This window comes from Geodermatophilus sp. DSM 44513 (assembly GCF_032460525.1).
Taxonomy (GTDB): domain Bacteria; phylum Actinomycetota; class Actinomycetes; order Mycobacteriales; family Geodermatophilaceae; genus Geodermatophilus.
Genome location: NZ_CP135963.1, coordinates 3,023,193 through 3,041,113, shown reverse-complemented (window position 1 = coordinate 3,041,113; position 17,921 = coordinate 3,023,193). Strand labels below are relative to the sequence as shown.

The 17,921-nt window shown below is 76.8% G+C and carries 15 protein-coding genes; 12 read left to right on the top strand and 3 right to left on the bottom strand.

Annotation, left to right across the window (positions count from 1 at the left end):
* Positions 1 to 95 precede the first annotated feature (95 nt).
* The 4 genes from RTG05_RS14695 (at position 96) to RTG05_RS14680 (ending at position 4,049) form a co-directional block, all read left to right on the top strand.
* On the top strand, positions 96 to 716 hold the full coding sequence (locus RTG05_RS14695; RefSeq protein ID WP_315911908.1) for a hypothetical protein: 621 nt from the start codon (positions 96 to 98) through the stop codon (positions 714 to 716).
* 73 nt (positions 717 to 789) lie between these two features.
* Positions 790 to 2,409, top strand: coding sequence for an SIR2 family NAD-dependent protein deacylase (locus tag RTG05_RS14690; protein ID WP_166525739.1), 1,620 nt, complete (start codon positions 790 to 792; stop codon positions 2,407 to 2,409).
* 112 nt (positions 2,410 to 2,521) lie between these two features.
* Positions 2,522 to 3,751 carry a cytochrome P450 gene (locus tag RTG05_RS14685; protein ID WP_166525738.1) on the top strand — a complete coding sequence of 410 codons (1,230 nt, stop codon included), beginning with the start codon at positions 2,522 to 2,524 and terminating at the stop codon, positions 3,749 to 3,751.
* 97 nt (positions 3,752 to 3,848) lie between these two features.
* Positions 3,849 to 4,049, top strand: a complete 201-nt coding sequence (locus tag RTG05_RS14680; RefSeq protein WP_166525737.1) for a hypothetical protein — start codon at positions 3,849 to 3,851, stop codon at positions 4,047 to 4,049.
* Positions 4,050 to 4,093: 44 nt separating this feature from the next.
* Here the strand turns inward: RTG05_RS14680 and RTG05_RS14675 are convergent, their stop codons facing one another.
* Together RTG05_RS14675 and RTG05_RS14670 are read right to left on the bottom strand one after the other, a co-directional pair.
* The gene (locus tag RTG05_RS14675) at positions 4,094 to 6,079 is read right to left on the bottom strand and encodes an APC family permease (protein WP_166525736.1); all 1,986 of its coding nucleotides are present in this window, start codon (positions 6,077 to 6,079) and stop codon (positions 4,094 to 4,096) included.
* A 60-nt stretch (positions 6,080 to 6,139) separates the two neighbouring features.
* Positions 6,140 to 8,452 carry a HelD family protein gene (locus RTG05_RS14670; RefSeq protein WP_315911907.1) on the bottom strand — a complete coding sequence of 771 codons (2,313 nt, stop codon included), beginning with the start codon at positions 8,450 to 8,452 and terminating at the stop codon, positions 6,140 to 6,142.
* 240 nt (positions 8,453 to 8,692) lie between these two features.
* On the opposite strand from RTG05_RS14670, the gene RTG05_RS14665 reads away from it, so the two are divergent.
* From RTG05_RS14665 to RTG05_RS14630, 8 genes are all read left to right on the top strand, one after another.
* The gene (locus tag RTG05_RS14665) at positions 8,693 to 8,860 is read left to right on the top strand and encodes a zinc ribbon domain-containing protein (RefSeq protein WP_166525734.1); all 168 of its coding nucleotides are present in this window, start codon (positions 8,693 to 8,695) and stop codon (positions 8,858 to 8,860) included.
* Positions 8,861 to 8,994: 134 nt separating this feature from the next.
* Positions 8,995 to 9,351 carry a hypothetical protein gene (locus tag RTG05_RS14660; protein WP_166525733.1) on the top strand — a complete coding sequence of 119 codons (357 nt, stop codon included), beginning with the start codon at positions 8,995 to 8,997 and terminating at the stop codon, positions 9,349 to 9,351.
* A gap of 129 nt (positions 9,352 to 9,480) precedes the next feature.
* Positions 9,481 to 10,647, top strand: coding sequence for an acyl-CoA dehydrogenase family protein (locus RTG05_RS14655; RefSeq protein ID WP_166525732.1), 1,167 nt, complete (start codon positions 9,481 to 9,483; stop codon positions 10,645 to 10,647).
* Positions 10,647 to 11,720: an acyl-CoA dehydrogenase family protein gene (locus tag RTG05_RS14650; RefSeq protein ID WP_166525731.1), complete on the top strand. Its 1,074-nt coding sequence runs from the start codon at positions 10,647 to 10,649 to the stop codon at positions 11,718 to 11,720. The genes RTG05_RS14655 and RTG05_RS14650 overlap by 1 nt, the downstream gene beginning before the upstream one ends.
* Positions 11,721 to 11,932: 212 nt before the next feature.
* The gene (locus tag RTG05_RS14645; protein ID WP_166525730.1) at positions 11,933 to 13,270 is read left to right on the top strand and encodes a PA0049 C-terminal domain-containing protein; all 1,338 of its coding nucleotides are present in this window, start codon (positions 11,933 to 11,935) and stop codon (positions 13,268 to 13,270) included.
* Positions 13,271 to 13,388: 118 nt separating this feature from the next.
* A complete protein-coding gene (locus tag RTG05_RS14640) occupies positions 13,389 to 13,904 on the top strand; it encodes a hypothetical protein (protein WP_166525729.1) in 516 nt (171 codons plus the stop codon).
* Positions 13,905 to 13,965: 61 nt separating this feature from the next.
* Positions 13,966 to 14,706, top strand: coding sequence for an alanyl-tRNA editing protein (locus RTG05_RS14635; RefSeq protein ID WP_208104582.1), 741 nt, complete (start codon positions 13,966 to 13,968; stop codon positions 14,704 to 14,706).
* Positions 14,707 to 14,814: 108 nt separating this feature from the next.
* A complete protein-coding gene (locus RTG05_RS14630; RefSeq protein ID WP_166525727.1) occupies positions 14,815 to 16,605 on the top strand; it encodes a putative bifunctional diguanylate cyclase/phosphodiesterase in 1,791 nt (596 codons plus the stop codon).
* 34 nt (positions 16,606 to 16,639) lie between these two features.
* On the opposite strand, the gene RTG05_RS14625 is transcribed toward RTG05_RS14630, so the two are convergent.
* Entirely contained in the window at positions 16,640 to 17,854 is a 1,215-nt protein-coding gene (locus RTG05_RS14625; RefSeq protein ID WP_208104581.1) for a M20 metallopeptidase family protein, read from the bottom strand.
* Positions 17,855 to 17,921 lie beyond the last annotated feature (67 nt).

The window sequence follows — 17,921 nt, the reverse complement described above, 5'->3', positions numbered from 1 at the left end:
CTCCTGCCGTGCCGAGACCCACTGGACTCCTGAGCGTGGCACAGCGGCGACCCGTCCGCCCGGTGCTCCGGTGCCGGTGGGGGACACTCGGAGCCGTGGCGAGCGGTGCGGCGATGACGGCGGTGGCGGGGACGAGCCCGGAGCGGGCCCGGCGGGCGTGGCCCGGGTGGATGGCCGGCGGCGTCGTCCTGCTCGTGGTGGCGGCAGCCGTGGCGACCTGGGCCGACGGCGGCGTCCGGTTGCTGCTCGGGGTGGGGGGCGCGCTGGCGGTCGCCCGCGCGGTGCAGCTGGTCACCGAGGGCCGGCGCGCGCCCGGCGCGGCGATCGGCGCCGCGGGCGGCGTCGCGGCCGCCCTCGCCCTCGGCCCCGCCGGCGTCGCGGGCTGGGCAGTGCTGGCCGCCGTCCCCGCGGTGCTGCTCACCGGCGCGCTGACGCTGCTGCGCCGCGGGGGGGCGGTGCGCCGCAGCGGGTACGCCGCGCTGGTCTGGTGGGCACTGGTGACCGGCCTGCTGGCCGTCACCGGGCTGGTCGCCGGGTGGCCGCGCGCCGCGGAGGCCGCCACCGTCGTCGGGGCGCTGGGCCTCGGCCTGCTCGGCGTGACCCTGGTCGTCGCCGCCGTCAACCTGCGTGCCGTGGCGGCCCGCCCGGCGCCGGCCCGGCCGGCGGCCTGCGCCGGCTGCGCGTGCAGCGCCGGCGGCTGCGCCATCCCGCGCTGAGCACCCGGCCGGCGCCGCCCGCGTCGGCGGTACCGGCCGGTTCGCCGTCCGCGCAGTGGGCACCCCTGCACCCGTGACCGGACACGTCTTCGTCGTCGGGGCCGACCTCCGGCGGCTGGTGTGCGACGACGTCCTGGTGCCGACCGACCGGTCGCTGCGGGTCACCGCCGAGTGGCGTGCCCTGCTCCCGGACGACGTCGTGACCACCGAGGACCCCGACGGCGTGTGCCTGGGCCTGGGGTGGCGCGACGGAGAGCGGGTCCTCCGGGTGCCCGGTGGGCGGGCCGGTGACCGGGGGCTGTGGCTGGTCGACACCGTCGACGAGCAGCAGCGCGACGGGGAGGACGCGCTGCGCTGGCTGGTCGACGGCGCGCGGGCGGCGCTGGCCGCGGTCGCCCGGCGGGAGGTGCCGGCCCCGGTGCACGGGCGGGCCCGCCGGCTGGTCGCGCTGCCGGCGCTGGGCACCGGCTGGGGCGGGGCCGCCGGGCAGCGCGGCACCCTGCTGCAACGGCTGCTGCCGGTGCTGCGCGAGGGCGCCGCCGAGCACGGCTTCGACGTCGCGCTGGTGCTGCGCGGGCCCAGCGACCTGGCCGCCGCCCAGCGGGTGCGCCGCGCCGAGCCGGACAGCTGGGACCTGCCCCGGCACCTGGCCGAGCTGGCCGCGGACCTCGGCGAGCGGGCCCGCCGCGGGCAGCTGGCCGCCTTCGTCGGCGCCGGGGTGAGCGCCGCGGCCGGCCTGCCGACGTGGGAGCAGCTGCTTGACGAGCTGGCCGGCCGCACCGGCCTGGACGACGGCCTGCGCGCCGGACTGGCCCGGCTCCCGGCGCAGGACGCCGCGGCGCTGCTGGCCCGCGAGCTGGGCCGCGAGGAGCTGGAGCGCTACGTGCAGGAGCGGTTCGGGCCGGGCCAGTACGCGCTGGCGCACGCGCTGATCGCCGACCTGCCGGTCCAGGAGTTCGTCACCACCAACTACGACCCGCTGGTCGAGCTCGCCGCCGCCGACATCGGCCGCGACCTGGCGGTGCTGCCCTACGACGAGGCCGAGCCGGGCCGCCCGTGGCTGCTCAAGCTGCACGGGGACGCCGCCCACCCGGCCAGCGTGGTGCTGACCCGCGAGGAGTACCTGCAGTTCGGGGACAGCCGCGCGGCGCTGGCCGGTGTGCTGCACTCGCTGCTGCTCACCCGGCACGTGCTGTTCGTCGGCACCTCGATGCAGGACGACGACCTCATCCGCATCGCCCACCAGGTGCGCACCGCCGTCCAGGCCCCCGGCGCGGTGCCGCGCCGACGCAGCGGCACCGTGCTCGCGCTGACCGACGACGCGGCCCGCGCCCGGCTGTGGGAGCGGGACGTGCAGACCGTGGCGATGGCACCGGCGGACACCCCGCCGGCGGAGGCGGCCCGGCTGCTGGAGGTGCTGCTGGACTGCATCGGCTGCCTGTCCACCCCGCCCACCGGCTACCTGCTCGACCCGGCCTACCGCGGGATGCTGTCGGAGGAGGAGTGCACCCTCGCCGCGGCGCTGCAGCAGGTCGAGTGCGCGGTGCCCGGGGGCGGCACGTCCTGGGCGGTCGGGGAGGTCGCCGCGCTGCTGCGCCGGCTGGGCTCGCGGCGGAGCGCGTCCGGCCAGCCCCCGCCGGACGGGGCCAGCGCCCCGCGCGACGACCGCCTGCAGGACCAGCGCGCGGGGTGACGAAGGACCACCCCTCCCCCCACGCCTCGCTCCGCTCGCTCGCGGCGAGCCTCTGCACGGGGCCTGGGCGCGGGTCCGTGTGACAGGAGCAGGGCGTGGGCACGGGAGCTCCGTGCGACGACTCGAGAACGGCCTGCTGCTGATCGCCAAGGGCTACGGCTGGCTGCCCGACGCCCGCCGGGCGCGCGGGCGGCGCACCGTCGCAGCGAGGCTCGGCGGGCTGCCCGTGCTGGGCATCGAGGGCCCCGAGGCGGCTCGGTTCCTCTACGACGAGGACCACGTGCGCCGCTCGCACGCCGTCCCCGAGCCGGTGCAGGGCACGCTGTTCGGCAAGGGCGCGGTGCACACCCTGGACGGGCCGGCGCACCGCACCCGCAAGGCCGTGTTCATCGGCCTGCTGATGGACGACGCCCGGGTCGCCGCGCTGGTCGACGGCGCCACGGCCGCCTGGGACGCCGCGGTGCCGCGGTGGGTGCAGCGCGGGGAGGTCGTGCTGGTCGACGAGGCGGCCGAGGTCATCACCCGGGCGGTGTGCGCGTGGGCCGGCGTCCCGCTGGCCGACGACGACGCGCCCGCGATGGCCCGGGACCTCACCGCGATGGTGGACGGCTTCGCGACCGCCGGCCCACGGCACTGGCGGGCCCGGCGGGCGCGCGGCCGCCGCGAGGCACAGCTGGCCGGGCTGGTGCAGGGCGTGCGCGACGGCACGGCACCGGTCCCGCCGGGCTCGGTGGTCGACACCATCGCCCGGCACCGGGACGCCGACGGCGAGCTGCTGGACCCGCACACCGCCGCGGTGGAGGTGCTCAACGTGGTCCGCCCGACCGTCGCCGTCGCCTGGTTCGTGGCGTTCTCTGGGCACGCGCTGACCCGCTGGCCGCAGCACCGCGAGCGGCTGGCGTCCGGCGACGCGGCCTTCGCCCTGGCGTGGGCGCACGAGATCCGCCGCTTCTACCCGTTCGCACCCTTCATCGGCGGGCGCACACCGCGCGCGGTGGAGTGGGACGGCGAGCGGGTGCCCGCGGGCACGATGGTGCTGCTGGACCTCTACGGCCAGGACCACGACGCCGACCTGTGGGGCGACCCGTACGCGTTCCGGCCCGAGCGCTTCCTCGACCGGGAGATCGGCCCCTTCGAGCTGGTGCCCCAGGGCGGCGGGGACCCGCGCACCGGGCACCGCTGCCCGGGCGAGCAGGTCACCGTCGCGGTGCTGTCCGCGCTGGCCGTGCGGCTGGCCCGGCTGCGGGCCGACGTCCCGGAGCAGGACCTGTCCGTCTCGTTGCGGCGCATCCCGGCCCGGCCGGCCAGCGGCGTGGTGCTGCGCGTCCACGGGACCGACTGAGCCGGTCCGGTCGCGCAGCGTCCCGGGCACGCCGGAGGACGCCCCGCGCGCCGGCCCGGCGTGGTCCCCTCGTCGGGCCGTCGGACGAGGAGGACCCGTGGGCAGGTGGCTGGCACCGCTGCTCGGCCTGCTGGGGCTGCTGGCCGTGGTCACCGGCGTCACCTGGACGGAGATCGCCCCGGGGTCCGTGACCGGCGTCCGCCTGGTCGGCTGCGGCGTCCTGCTGCTGCTGGCCGCCGGCGGGCTGGTGGCCGCCGTCGAGGGGCTGACCCGCCGCCGGCGCCCCCTGCACCGCTAGCGCCCCGGCCCCTCGGCCCCCTGCGGGCGCAGGGGAGTCCTCCGTCAGCCGCCGACGTGGATGCCCGGCCGGCGGGTGGGGTCCGGCTCGACCTCGCGGATGATCTCGCGCACCACCGGCGGGGTGTCGCCGCGGCCCAGCAACAGGTAGCGCAGCAGGTGGCCCAGCGGGTTGCCCTCCGTCCAGGCGAAGTGCGCGTGCGGCCGCACGCCGGTGGCGTCGCGCAGGGCGAACAGCACGGCGGCGATGGCGTTCGGTGCCGCGGGGGCCTGCACCCGCAGCACGCGGTGCCCGTCGACCTGCTCACCGCGCACGCACAGCACGCCGCTGAAGGCCGACGGGTCGACGACGTCGACCTCCAGGAAGAGCACGTCGGCCGTCCCGGGCACCGGGTTGAGCGCGCGCTGCTCGGTCTCCTTGGCGGCGTACTCGGCGACGTCCCCGGTCTGGCGCCGGTTGGCCACCAGGTGCAGCCGCCCGTCGTTGCGCAGCGAGTCGGTCACGAAGCGGCGGGCGGCCTCGTCGAACTCGATCCGCTCGGCGCGCAGCTCGGTGGTGCGGCTGACCCGCGACACCAGGGAGACCGCCACGATGCCGACGATGAAGAACGCCGAGATGGTCAGCCCGTCGGGCTTCTCGATGACGTTCTCCACCAGCGCGTAGAGCAGCACCAGGGTGAGGACGGTGAACCCGACGGCCCGCCCGCGCTGGTGGCGGCGCAGCGCCGAGACGGTCACGGCGAAGGCGGCCGAGACCATCATCGCCAGGATCCCGGTGGCGTAGGCGCCGGCCTGGGCGTTGACGTCGGCCTCGAACACGATGGTCAGCAGGATGCTCACCGCCGTGTAGACCAGCACGACCGGCCGGACGGCCCGGCCCCACTCCGGCGCCATCCCGTAACCGGGCAGGTAGCGCGGCACGATGTTGATCAGGCCGGCCATCGCCGAGGCCCCGGCGAACCACAGGATGAGGATGGTGCTGATGTCGTAGGCGGTGCCGAAGGTCTCCCCCAGCCGCTCGTGGGCGAGGTAGGCCAGCGCCCGGCCGTTGGCCTCCCCGCCCTCGGCGAAGGCCTCCTCCGGGATGAGCACCGTGGTCACGAAGGTGGTGGCGAGCAGGTAGACGCTCATGATCGACGCCGCGGCGGTCAGCAGCCGGCGGGTGTTGCGGACCCGGGCGGCCAGCCGCTCCTCCGGCGTCCGCCCGTCGGCGCGCACCAGCGGCATCATGCTCACCCCGGTCTCGAAGCCCGAGAGCCCGAGCACCAGCAGCGGGAAGGCGATCAGCGAGGGCAGCAGCAGGTCGGCCAGCCCGCCGCCGCCCTCGGTCAGCCGGTCGGTCCAGCCGGCCAGCAGGGCGGGGTCGGCGGCCATGTCGGCGACCCCGACCCCCACGATCACCAGGTTGAGCGTCAGGAAGGCCGCGACCAGCGGGATGGCGACCGCGACGGCCTCGGTGAAGCCGAGCAGGAACACCCCGCCGAGCAGCAGCAGCAGACCCACCGTCAGCGCGACGGCGTGGCCGTCCAGCGCGTCGGGGAAGAACGGGTTCTCCAGCACGTGCACGGTGGCGTCGGCCGCGGACAGCGTGATCGTGACGATCCACGAGGTCGCGACGAAGCCGAGCAGCACGAGCACGAACACCTTGCCCTTCCAGAAGGGCAGCAGGTCCTCCAGCATGGCCACCGAACCCGCGCCGTTCGGGCTCTCCCGGGCCACCCGCCGGTACATCGGCAGCACGCCGAGCAGCGTCAACGCCACGATGAACAGCGTGGCCAGCGGCGACAGCGCCCCGGCGGCCAGCGCGGCGATGCCGGGCAGGTAGGCGAGCGTGGAGAAGTAGTCGACGCCGGTCAGGCACATGACCTGCCACCACGGGTGGCCCCGGTGCGCGGGCTCGGCGGCGGCCGGGCCCTCGGGCTGCACCCGGTGGCGCAGCAGCCACCGGGTGACCGCGCCGGCCGGCGGCGCGGGCGGCCGGGCGGTCTCGACGCAGGCCGGGACGGCGAGCTGCTGTTCGGGCAGGACCATGGACGTCGTCCGTTCTGGGAGGGGTGTCCGGGGTGCTGCCACCTCGGTCGGCGGCGCCGGTCAGGTCAGCCGGGACAGCTCGGCGGGCAGGTCGGTGGGGGAGAGGACGCCGAGCAGCTGGGTGGGGCGGGTGAGCGCCACGTACAGGTCGTTGTGCCCGCGCACGCCCTCGTCCAGGATGCCCCGCGGGTCGACGAGGAGCACCCGGTCGAACTCCAGGCCCTTGGCCTCCCCGGGGGTGAGCACCACGGGCCCGCGGGAGGAGTCGGCGTCGGGACCGGCGGAGACGCCGTCCACCCGGGCGGCGAGCGCGGCGGCCAGCCCGGCGGCCCGGCTGGCCGGGGCGACGACGGCGGTGGTGCCCTCCTCGGCGGCCCACCCGGCGACCACCTCGGCGGCGCGGGCGGTCAGGGCGGCCTCCCCGGTCACCTCCGCCCACGGCGGTGCGGTGGCCGGCCGCACCGAGCGGGGCGCGCTCGCCCCGCTGCCGCCGGCCGCGAGGACGTCGGCGGCGACGGCCATGACCTCGGCCGGCGTGCGGTAGTTGACGGTCAGCTCGGCCAGCCGCCACGCGTCGCCGACGTGCGGGCGCAGCGTCTGCGCCCAGTCGGTGGCACCGGCCGCCGAGCCGGTCTGCGCGAGGTCGCCGACGGCGGTCATCGACCGGGTCGGGCAGCGGCGCACCAGCAGCCGCCAGGCCATGGCCGAGAGCTCCTGCGCCTCGTCGACGACGACGTGCCCGAAGGTCCAGGTGCGGTCGGCGGCGGCCCGCTCGGCGGTGCTGCGGGTGTCGACCGCCCGCTGGCGGTCGGCGAGCTCCTCGGCGCTGATCAGGTCGCCGGCGCTGAGCACCTCCTCGTCCAGGTGCCGGGCGACCAGCGCGTCGTCGTCCAGGTCGACCGACCGCGAGCCGTGCAGCACGTCGAGGGTCTCCTGCGCCTCGGCCAGCCGCCGCCGGCGGTCCCGCTCGGCGCGGGCCTGCTGGGGGCTGTCGTCGACGCCCAGCAGCTCGTCGGCCTCCTCCAGCAGCGGGACGTCGGCCGGTGTCCACCGCGCCCCGCGCGGGCGGTGCAGCAGCGCGCGCGTGGCGTCGTCCCACCCCGGGGTGGCGGCGGCGACGCGGGCGGGGTCGGCGTACAGCTCGCCGAGCAGCCGCTCGGGGGTGAGCACCGGCCACAGGTCGTCGACCAGCAGCCGGACGGCGGGTTCCTCGGCGACCTCGCGGCGCAGGGCGGCGGAGTCCTCCCGGTCGAGCAGGTCGGCCCCGCCGTCGATGCCCCGGCCGATGCGCTCGGCGTAGCGCCGGGTGAGCAGGTCGACCACCCGGCGGGCGAACACCGGGCGGGCCAGGTTGTGCAGCCGCTCGGCCCGGCGGGCGGCGGCCTGCGCGCGCCGGACGTCGACCGGCCGCAGCCGCAGCGCGAACCCGTCGACGGTGACCTCGACGGGCTCCTCGGGCACCACCTGGCGGTCGGCGACGGCCCGCTCGAGCACCTGCACCATCTCCAGCCGGCCCTTGACCGCCGCGGCCTCCGGGGACTCGGTGCCGCGCGCGTCCAGGCCGGGGCGCAGCTGGCCCAGCCCGGCGAGCAGCACGCCGGTCTCGCCGAGGGCGGGCAGCACGTCGGCGATGTAGCGCAGGAAGGTCGGCGTGGGGCCGACGACGAGCAGGCCGCGGCGGGCCAGCCGCTCGCGGTGGGTGTAGAGCAGGTAGGCGGCGCGGTGCAGCGCGACGGCGGTCTTGCCGGTGCCCGGCCCGCCCTGGACGACGAGCACCCCGCGGTCGTCGGCGCGGATGACGTCGTCCTGCTCGGCCTGGATGGTGCGCACGATGTCGGTCATCCGGCCGGTGCGGGCGGTGTCCAGCGCGGCCATCAGCGCGGCCTCGCCGGTCAGGCCGGAGGTGGCCAGCCCGCCGGTGAGGACCTCGTCGTCCAGCCGGACGACGGTGCGCCCGCGGGTGCGGATGTGCCGGCGCCGCTCGACGCCCAGCGGGTGCACCGGGGTGGCCGTGTAGAACGGCCGGGCGGCCGGCGCCCGCCAGTCGACCAGCGCCGGGTCGCCGCCGGCGTCGTCGGCGGCCAGTCCGATCCGGCCGACGTAGAGCGGGCCGTCGCCGGTGCGGTCGATCCGGCCCACGCACAGCCCCGCCTCGGCGGCGTCCAGGGCGGTGACCCGCTCGGTCTGGAAGCGGACGGTGGCGTCGCGCTCCTGCAGCGCCTGCGGGTCGACGGCGGGCCAGGAGACGGCCTGCCGCAGCCGCTGCTCGGCCAGGTCGCGGGCGGCGTCGAGGCGGCCGTAGAGGTCCTTGACGTACTGCTGCTCGGCCTCGATCTCGGGGTGGGGAACGACCTCGTGCTGCGTCCTCGGCACTGCGCGTCTCTCTGTCGGCATCCGTCTGCGGGCGCAGACGAACGCCCATGGTGCCCCCGCATCCCGGCTGCTGCCGCGAGGCGCCGCCGGCCGCGTGCCGCGGGCGGGCCGGGGCCCCTGAGCGGTGCCCGTCGGGCGCACGGGACGGACGGGGCGGGAGGGACGGGACATGCAACCTGGAGGTCACCCCGACGACACGTCGGCTGCCTACCGTCGGGGTGCGACCCCTGGAGGTGACCCATGAGCCCGACCGCCACCGCACGGCAGACCGACCCCCGGCTCCGGCGCAGCCCCGCCCCCCGCGCGCGGGTCCGCCCCGAGCCGAGCGCCTGGACCTGCGCGAACTGCCAGCGGGTGACCCACCCGCCGCGCAAGCGCTGCGCGGACTGCGGGACGTCCCGCTACTGACGCCGGTCGGCCCGACCGGACCCGGCGGGACCCGGGCCGGGGACGCGGCACCACCCCGGAACACGGCGCCGGCCCTGGCGCCCGGGGCACCCGCGCGCGACCATCGGTGCGCACTCGCCGCGCGGGAGGTGGCCATGGAGCGTCCACCCGACCGGGGCGCCGTCGACCCGGTCGCGCAGTCGATCGACGGGGCCACCGGTGACACGACGGTGTCCGGCGACGCGATGCGCTGGTCACCGGACCTCGTCGAGGAGCACCGGGCCGGCGCGGTCGCCGTGCCGTGGGCGCTGCCCGGCGGCGGCGAGGCGGGCCTCGGCGCGCTGCTCGGTCTGGACGCCCCCACGGTGCGGCGGGCGCTGACCGGTGCGGCGACCTCGCTGGCGACCGTGGCGGGCGACGTCGTCGCCGAGCTGCGCCAGCGCGCCCGCGGCACCGACGGCGACCGCGAGGGTGGCCCGGCCGGTGGCGCGGCCCCGCCCCCCGCGGGGTGACCGTGGGCCGGGCGGGTGCCGCGGGGTGCACCGGGCACGATGGCCCCGTACGACACGATGGCCCCGTGCACCACGATGGCCCTGTACAACCAGAGGGGCACAGCCACACCGGAGTGGGGAGTCGCACCGATGAGCAGCTCGCTGACCCTGGCGCCCGCGCCGTCGTCCCAGGCCGCCGAGGAGGTCCGCGCGCAGGTGCGGGAGTTCCTCGCCGCCGAGCTCGCCGCGGGCTCGTTCAGCACGCACGTCGACACCTGGCTGTCCGGTGTGGACCCGGCGTTCTCCCGCAAGCTCGGGGAGCGCGGCTGGCTGGGCATGACCTGGCCCAGGGAGTACGGCGGGCACGAGCGCACCGCGATGGAGCGCTACGCGGTCACCGAGGAGCTGCTGGCCGCCGGCGCGCCGGTGGCCGCGCACTGGATCGCCGACCGGCAGTCCGGCCCCAACCTGCTGCGCTACGGCACCGAGACCCAGCGCAAGGAGATCCTGCCGCGGATCGCCGCCGGCGAGTGCTACTTCGTCATCGGCATGAGCGAGCCGGACTCCGGCTCGGACCTCGCCTCCATCCGGACCCGTGCGGTCCGCAACGGCGACGGTGACTTCGTCGTCAACGGCGCCAAGGTGTGGACGTCGAACGCCCACCACTCCCACTACGCGATCGTGCTGGTGCGCACCGGCCCGCCCGGTGAGGGCCCCCGCGGCAAGCACCAGGGGCTGACCCAGCTGCTCGTCGACCTGTCGCTGCCGGGCATCACGATCAACCCGATCCGCATCCTCGACGGCGGCCACCACTTCAACGAGGTGGTGTTCGACGACGCCGTCGTCCCCGGCGACATGCTGCTGGGGGAGGAGGGCGCCGGCTGGCACCAGGTGACCGCGGAGCTGGCCTTCGAGCGCTCCGGACCCGAGCGGTTCCTGTCGACCTACCCGCTGCTGGCCGAGTTCGGCCGCCGCGTCGCCGACTCCGGTGACGCCGCGCAGCTGGCCACCCTGGGCCGGCTGTCGTCGCGGCTGCTGGCGCTGCGCCAGCTCTCGCTGCGGATCGCAGCGGCGCTGGACCGCGGCGAGCTGCCCGACATCCCGGCGGCGCTGGTCAAGGACGTCGGGACGACGTTCGAGGCCGACGTGGCCGAGGAGGTCCGCAAGGTCGTCGAGGTGCCGGTGTCGCTGGACTCGCCGGACCCGCTGGGCCGGGCCCTGGCCGAGGCGCAGCTGCACGCGCCCGGCTACACGCTGCGCGGCGGCACCAACGAGATCCTGCGGGGCATCGTGGCGCGCGGGCTGGGGCTGCGCTGATGGCGTCGGACCAGGACCTGGTGGTCGAGACCGTCCGGGACGTCCTCGCCGGGCACGAGCCGTTCGCGCTGACCGCGGACACCGCCTGGGACGCGGGGCTGTGGGCGGACCTCGCCGACGCCGGGCTGACCGGGGTGGGGCTGCCCGAGGAGGCCGGTGGGTCCGGCGGCGAGCTGGCCGACGCGGTCGCCGTCGTCCGCACGCTCGCCTCCGGTGCCGGGGCGGTGCCGGTCGCCGAGCAGCTGCTGGTCGCCGGGCCGGCGGTGCTGGCCGCCGGCCTGGACCTGCCCGACCCGGCTGAACCGCTGACGCTCGCGGTCGCCGGGGCGGTCACCGCCGCACCGTCCGACGACGGCGACGGCCCGGGGCGCTGGACGCTCACCGGTACCGCGACCGACGTCGCCTGGGCCGGGGTGGCCCGCTCCGTCGCCGTGCTGGCGGCGGCACCGGCGGGCATCGAGGGCGCGGTGCTCGCGCTGGTCGACGCGCGGGGCCTGGCCACCAGCGACGCGCGCAACCTGGCCGGGGAGCCGCGCGGCTCGCTGGTGCTGGCCGGGGCGCCGGCGTCCGGTGCGCTGCTGACCGCCGAGCAGGCCGGGGTGGTGCGCGCCCGCTACGCCCTGGCGCGCGCGGTGCAGCTGGGCGCGGCCCTGGAGCAGGTGCTGGCCTGGACGGTGCAGTACGCCGGCGAGCGGCAGCAGTTCGGCCGGCCGATCGGGAAGTTCCAGTCGGTGCAGATGCAGCTGGCGCAGATGGCCGGCGAGGTCACCGCGGTGAGCGCGCTGGTCGACGCCGCCGTGCACGTGCTGGAGCGCGACGAGGACGTCGTCCTGGCCGCGGCCGCTGCGAAGGTGCGCGCCGGCGCGGCCGTGGAGGTCGTGGCCCGGCTGGCGCACCAGGTGCACGGCGCGATCGGGTTCACCCAGGAGTACCGGCTGCACCACCTCACCCGGCGGCTGTGGTCCTGGCGCGACGAGGCCGGCTCGGAGCTCACCTGGTCGAAGGTGCTCGGCGCGGGGCTGCTGTCCCGGGGCGGCGACGAGCTCTGGCCCGCCCTCACCCGCGTCGTCTAGCGGCGAGCACGGCCTCCCGCGCGCGGGAGCCCGGTCGGTCGCGATCACGGACGACGGGACGGGAGACGCCGGCGCACGTCGGCGCGTCGCCTCCCGGACCCCGTGGTCGTCGCAGCCGGGTCGAGGCGCGGGCTCCGGGCCGCGGTGCCAGGGTGGGGCAGCCGGTCCGGCGCGCACCGCAGCCGGGCCACCCCGACACCGCGGAGGTCCGCATGTCCCCGTCCAGGTCCCTGTCCCGGCGGGCCGCCCGCATCGGCCTGTGCACCGCCGTCGCCTGCTCCACGCTCGCGCTGTGGACCGTGCCCTCCGGGGGCGCGACGGAGGCCACCGGCGTCCCGCCGGCCCCGTGCACCGGCGGCGAGGGAGTGCTCACCGTGGAGGAGCAGCGCATCGGCCTGCCGCTGGTCGAGGGCGGGGAGTCCGCCGCCGCCCAGTTCCTGCGCGCCGCCGGCTTCGAGGACGCGGTGACGGCATTCACCGACGACCTCTGCGCGGCGTCGACCCTCGTCGAGGTCGAGCAGGCCGCCGCCCGGCACGGCGAGGCGCTGTGGGAGCTGGCCGTGGCCCGCGCCCAGGGCGAGGTGCAGCTCGGCACGATCGACCGGTACGACGACCGGCCGCTGTACTGGGCCCGGCTGCACATGACGCGGGCGGTGCGCCAGTACGAGGCGCCCTTCGAGCTGACCGGCATCCAGCGCAACGCGCTGGTGCACGTCCTGGACCGCTCCTCGCGGGGGATCACCACGGTGGCCTGGCCGGAGGACGCCGGGGACGCCCGCCGGGTGGTGATCAGCGGGTTCGACACCTACAGCCTCGACGCGAGCCTGCGGAACTCCAACCCCTCGGGCGCCACGGCCCTGCAGCTGGACGGGCGGCGGCTGGAGACCGAGGACGGTCCGGTCGTCGTGCAGGCGGTCGTGTTCCCGGTCAACTGGACCGACTTCGACCAGGGCGTCGTCGAGGACGCGTTCGGCCAGGTCCTCGTTCCGGGGGAGGACCGCGCCGACCTGATCATGACGATCAGCCAGACCGGGCGCGGGAGGATGGACATCGAGCAGTGGGCCGCCAACGCCCGCGGCGGCTCCCCGGACAACAACCGGAACACGCTGTTCGGGCCGGTCTCCCGGCCGTCGCACTGGCCGCAGCCGTTCGACTCCCCGCAGTGGATCGAGACCACGCTGCCGTACCAGGCGATGATCGACGCCGGCACCGGACCGTGGCCGGTGGTGCTCAACGACGGCATCTGCGAGTGGCCGGCGGGCACCTTCCCGACCCCCTCGGCGGTGCGCTGTCAGGACGACCCGTCCGAGGGCTCCACCGCGGCGTCCGGCCCGGGCGGCAGCTACCTGTCCAACGAGAGCATGTACCGCTCCAACCGGCTGCGGATCGGCCTGCAGGCCTGGGACGTCCCCGGCGGCCACCTGCACATCTCGGCGCTGGAGTACCCGGCCGACCTCGCCGTGCTGACCAGCCCGGAGTTCGAGGCCGACCGGAAGGCCGTCGTCGACCAGACCGTCGCGCTGGTCGCGGCGGCGGGTGCGGCTTCCTGAGCGCCGGGCCACCCACGAGTTACCTGCGGGCTCGCCGGTCGTGCGCCTGCAGCGCGGGGTGTCGTTCACCTGCCGCGCCGAGGCTGAGGTCTCCGACCGGACGAGCGCAGGAGGACCCATGAGCGAGACCGACACCACCATGGACCAGACGACCCACACCGCCGAGGCCGAGGAGCAGCAGGGCGAGGAGCACCAGGCCGAGGAGCACCAGGCCGAGCGGGCCCAGGAGATCGACGAGCTCGCCCGCACCCAGCAGGACGTCACCCAGCGCGCCCGCCGGGTGGTCGCCGGTGAGCTCGCCACCCGGGCGGCCCACGGCGACCACGACGAGCGCAGCGACCGGCTGGTCAGCTCGACGCGGGCGGACCTGATGACGGAGCTCCGCGAGCAGGAGCAGGAGCAGGAGCAGGCCCGCCAGCAGCTGGAGCGGGCCACCCGCAGCAGCGAGGACGCCGTCGCCGGCGTCGTGCAGGGCATCACCACGATCGTCCGCAGCATCGTGCCGGCCGTCCTGGTCCGGCCGGAGGACGTCATCGAGGCGACGTACGGCCTGGCCGACCAGGGCCTGCGGGTCAGCCGTCGGCTGGCGCTCACCATGGCCGGCAGCCTCCGGAACCCGACCCCGGCGGCCTGACCCGGGTCCCGGGGTGGGCGGCGCTGGCCGTCGTCCACCCCGGGCGGGCAGCATGCGGGAGGTGAGCACCTCCAGCGACCGCCACGGGCACACCCACCGCCTCGACCTCGCCGACGCCACCGTGCGGGAGTGGGACGCCACCGTCGTCGCCTCCGACGCCGAGCAGGGCATCGTGCTCGACCGCAGCGCCTTCTACCCCGGCGGTGGCGGCCAGCCGCCGGACGAGGGCGTGCTGCTGTGGGGCGGCGTCCGCACCCGGATCGCCGGCACCCGCAGGGGCGACGAGCTCTACCTCGTCCCGGTCGAGGGCGACCCGCTGCCGCCGCCGGGCACCGCCGTCCGCGGCGCCCTGGACGACGAGCGGCGCACCGCGCTGATGCGCACCCACTCCGGCCTGCACGTGCTCACCGGGGTCGTGCTGCGCGACTTCGGCGCCAAGGTCACCGGAGGCAACATGGAGCCCCTGGTCGCGCGGATGGACTTCGACCTGCCCGAGGTCCCGCCGGACTTCAAGGACCGGGTCGCCGAGGCGGTCAACACCGAGCTCGCCGCCGACCGGCCGATCCGGGTGCGCACCCTCCCGCGCGCGGAGGCCTACGCCATCCCCGACCTGATCCGCACCGCGACCGACCTGCTGCCGCCGGACGTCGAGGAGGTGCGGATCGTCGACATCGTGGGCCTGGACACCCAGGCCGACGGCGGCACGCACGTGGCCTCGACGGCGATGGTCGGCCGGGTCGAGGTGGTCAAGATGGAGAGCAAGGGCCGCGGTTTCCGCCGGCTGCGGGTCCGCGTGGTCTGACCGCAAGTCCCCCTTGCGGGGGAGTGCGGGCGGACTCGCCTCACGCCCCGTCCGGGGGCTGCCGACACCGACGGCGTGACGACACCGGTGCTGTGGAGTGGTGCAGAGGTGGCCGAGCCCGCCCTCGGGGACGACGTGACCCTGGGCGACCTCGGGCACGACGTCCCCGTGTTGCCGGGCTCGAGCACCTGCGAGGAGCTCGACCGGGTGTTCGGCCGGGCCCGCGCGGCCGGCTGCGCCGTGGTCACCCACCCCGAGATCGGGGGAGTGGTCGGCCTGGTGGAGCGGTCGCGCTTCGAGGCGATGATGAGCGGGCCGTTCGGCTACGGCCGGTCCCTGTACGCGCGCCGCCCGCTGGCGGCGGTGGCGCAGTGGGACGCGCTGACCCTGCCTTCAGCCACGCCGGTCACCGATGCCTCCAGCCGGGCGATCACCCGCGCCGCCGAGCACGTGCAGGACCACGTCCTGGTGCGGACGGCGGGCACGGTGCGTGCGGTGTCGATGCCGGCCCTGCTCGCCGCCGTCGCCCGGACCCTGGCCGGCCGCGCGCTGCGCGACCCGCTCACCGGGCTGGCCAACCGCAGCGCCTTCTTCGGCCGGGTCGAGGAGTCCTGCCGCCGGACGGCGACCCGGCCGGGCCACCGGACGGTGGTCGTCTACCTCGACCTGGACGGCTTCAAGGCCGTCAACGACGACCTCGGCCACGCCGGCGGCGACGCCCTGCTCTGCCAGGTCGCCGCCGCGCTGTCGGCCGCGGCGCGCCCGGCGGACCTGGTGGCCCGCCTCGGCGGGGACGAGTTCGCCGTCTGCGTGGACGTCGAGACCGTCGTCCCGGACCTGGCCGACGACGTCGACGGGCACCCTGCCCGGGTGGTAGCCGCGCGACTGCACGAGGCGGTGGCCGCCCTGCGCCGGACCGGGCGGGCCGGCTCCCCCGTGCGGGTCAGCACCGGAGTGTCGCTGTGCGCCGCCGGCGGGGTGGACGCCGCCGAGCTGGTGCGCGCCGCGGACCTGGCCATGTACACCGGCAAGCGCGAGGGCGGGGACCGGCTGACCGGCCCGGTCACGGTCACCACCTCCGCCGACGCCGACCCCCTGGTGGGCACGAGCATCCGCGACGCCGCCGCGCGCGGGGAGCTGCGGCTGGTCTACCAGCCGATCGTCGATCTGGCCGACGGCCGGCTGGCCAGCCTGGAGGCGCTGGTGCGCTGGCGGCACCCGCGCCTGGGCCTGCTCACCCCGGACGCCTTCCTCTACTCCGCCGCGCGCGCCGGCCAGCTGGTGGAGCTCGACGACTGGGTGCTGCGCACCGCCACGCGGGAGTTCGCCGCCTGGCGGCGGCAGCACGGCGAGCAGGCCGCCGGCCGGGTCGCGCTCAACGTCAACGTGAGCACCGACCGGCTGCTGGCCCCCGGGCTGCGCCGGGTGCTGGTCGAGGCCGCCGGTGTCGCCGAGCTGGACCCCGGCCTGGTGCGGGTGGAGGTGCCCGAGCACCTGCTGGTCGAGCAGCTGGCCGCGGCCGTCGAGCCGCTCGCCGAGGTGCGCGCGGCCGGCTTCGCGGTCTCCTTCGACGACGTCGGCGCCGGCGGCACCTCGCTGCGGCACCTGCGCGAGGTGGCGGCGGACGGGCTGAAGATCGACCGCTCCTACGTGCAGGGCGTGCTGGGCGACGACCGCGACCGGGCGCTGGTGCAGTTGCTGGTCGACTTCGCGGTCGGCACCGGGATGGCGGTGACCGCCGAGGGCGTGGAGACGCTCGCCCAGCGCGACGCGCTGCTGGCCATGGGCTGCCGCTACGGGCAGGGCTGGCTGTTCGCCCGGCCCGCGCCGCTGGCCGAGCTGCGCCCGACGGCCGCGCCGGCGCCGGTGGCCGCCGCCACGGCCGCCGGCGCGGGCTGAGCCGGGCGGTCCCGCGGCGCCGTAGTGGGCCGGCTCAGCCCGCCGCCGCGTCCCGCTCCAGCGCCCGGACGGCGAGCTCGGCGTGCAGCAGCACCCCGTCGGACAGCACGTCGTCGCTGAAGCGGGCCCGCGGGCTGTGGTTGTTCGGCGCGGTCTCGTGGTCCCCGCCGACGGCGGCGCCGAGGAAGACGTAGCAGCCGGGCACCTCCTCGAGCACCCGGGAGAAGTCCTCGGAGCCGGTGAGCGGGGACACCCGCGGCGCGTACCGGTCCTCGCCGAACACCTCCGCGGCGACCCCGGCGGCGAACGCGGCGTGCTCGGGGGCGTTGACGGTGACCGGGTACTCCTCCAGGAACTCCACGTCGGCGGTCAGGCCGTAGCCGGCGGCCACCGACTCGCACAGCCGCACCGACGCGTCCCGGACCCGCTCGCGGGCCGCGGCGGAGAAGGTGCGGACCGTCGCCTGGAAGGTCGCCTCGTCCGGGATGATGTTGCGCTTCGTCCCACCCCGGAACAGCCCGACGGTGACCACCACCGGGTCGAAGACGTCGAAGGTCCGGGTGACCATGGTCTGCAGGTCACCGACCAGCTGGGCGGCGACCGTGATCGGGTCCCGGGCCAGGTGCGGCGCCGAGCCGTGGCCGCCGGAACCGCGCACGGTCACCCGGAGCTCGTCGCTGGCCGCCATGAGCGTGCCCGGCCGGGTGGTGAACTGCCCGTGCGGGTGGATCGCCGACATCACGTGCATGCCGTAGGCCGACGACACCCGCTGCCCGGCCGCGTCGAGGACGCCCTCGGCGAGCATGTGGCCCGCGCCGTCCCAGCCCTCCTCGCCGGGCTGGAACATGAACACCACGTCGCCGGCCAGCGTGTCGCGGTGCGCGTGCAGCAGCCGGGCGGCGCCCACCAGCATCGCGGTGTGCAGGTCGTGGCCGCAGGCGTGCATCACCCCGTCCACCTCGCTGCTGAAGTCCAGCCCCGTCTCCTCCTGCACCGGCAGCGCGTCCATGTCGCCCCGGAGGAGGACGGCGGGCCCGGGGCGCCCGCCGCGCAGGACGGCGGTCACCGACGTCGTCGAGGTGCCGGTGGACACCTCCAGGTCCAGGCCGTCCAGCGCGGCGAGCACCGTCTCCTGGGTGCGGGGCAGCTGCAGGCCGACCTCCGGACGGCGGTGCAGCCGGTGCCGCAGCTCCACCAGCTCGCCCTGCAGGGCGCGGGCGTCCTCGCGCAGCGTCTCCGACCGGGTCACGCGACCTCCTCCAGAATCATGCCCCGCACGGTAGGAGTCCACCACGTGCGAGGCGCGGAATTGCAGG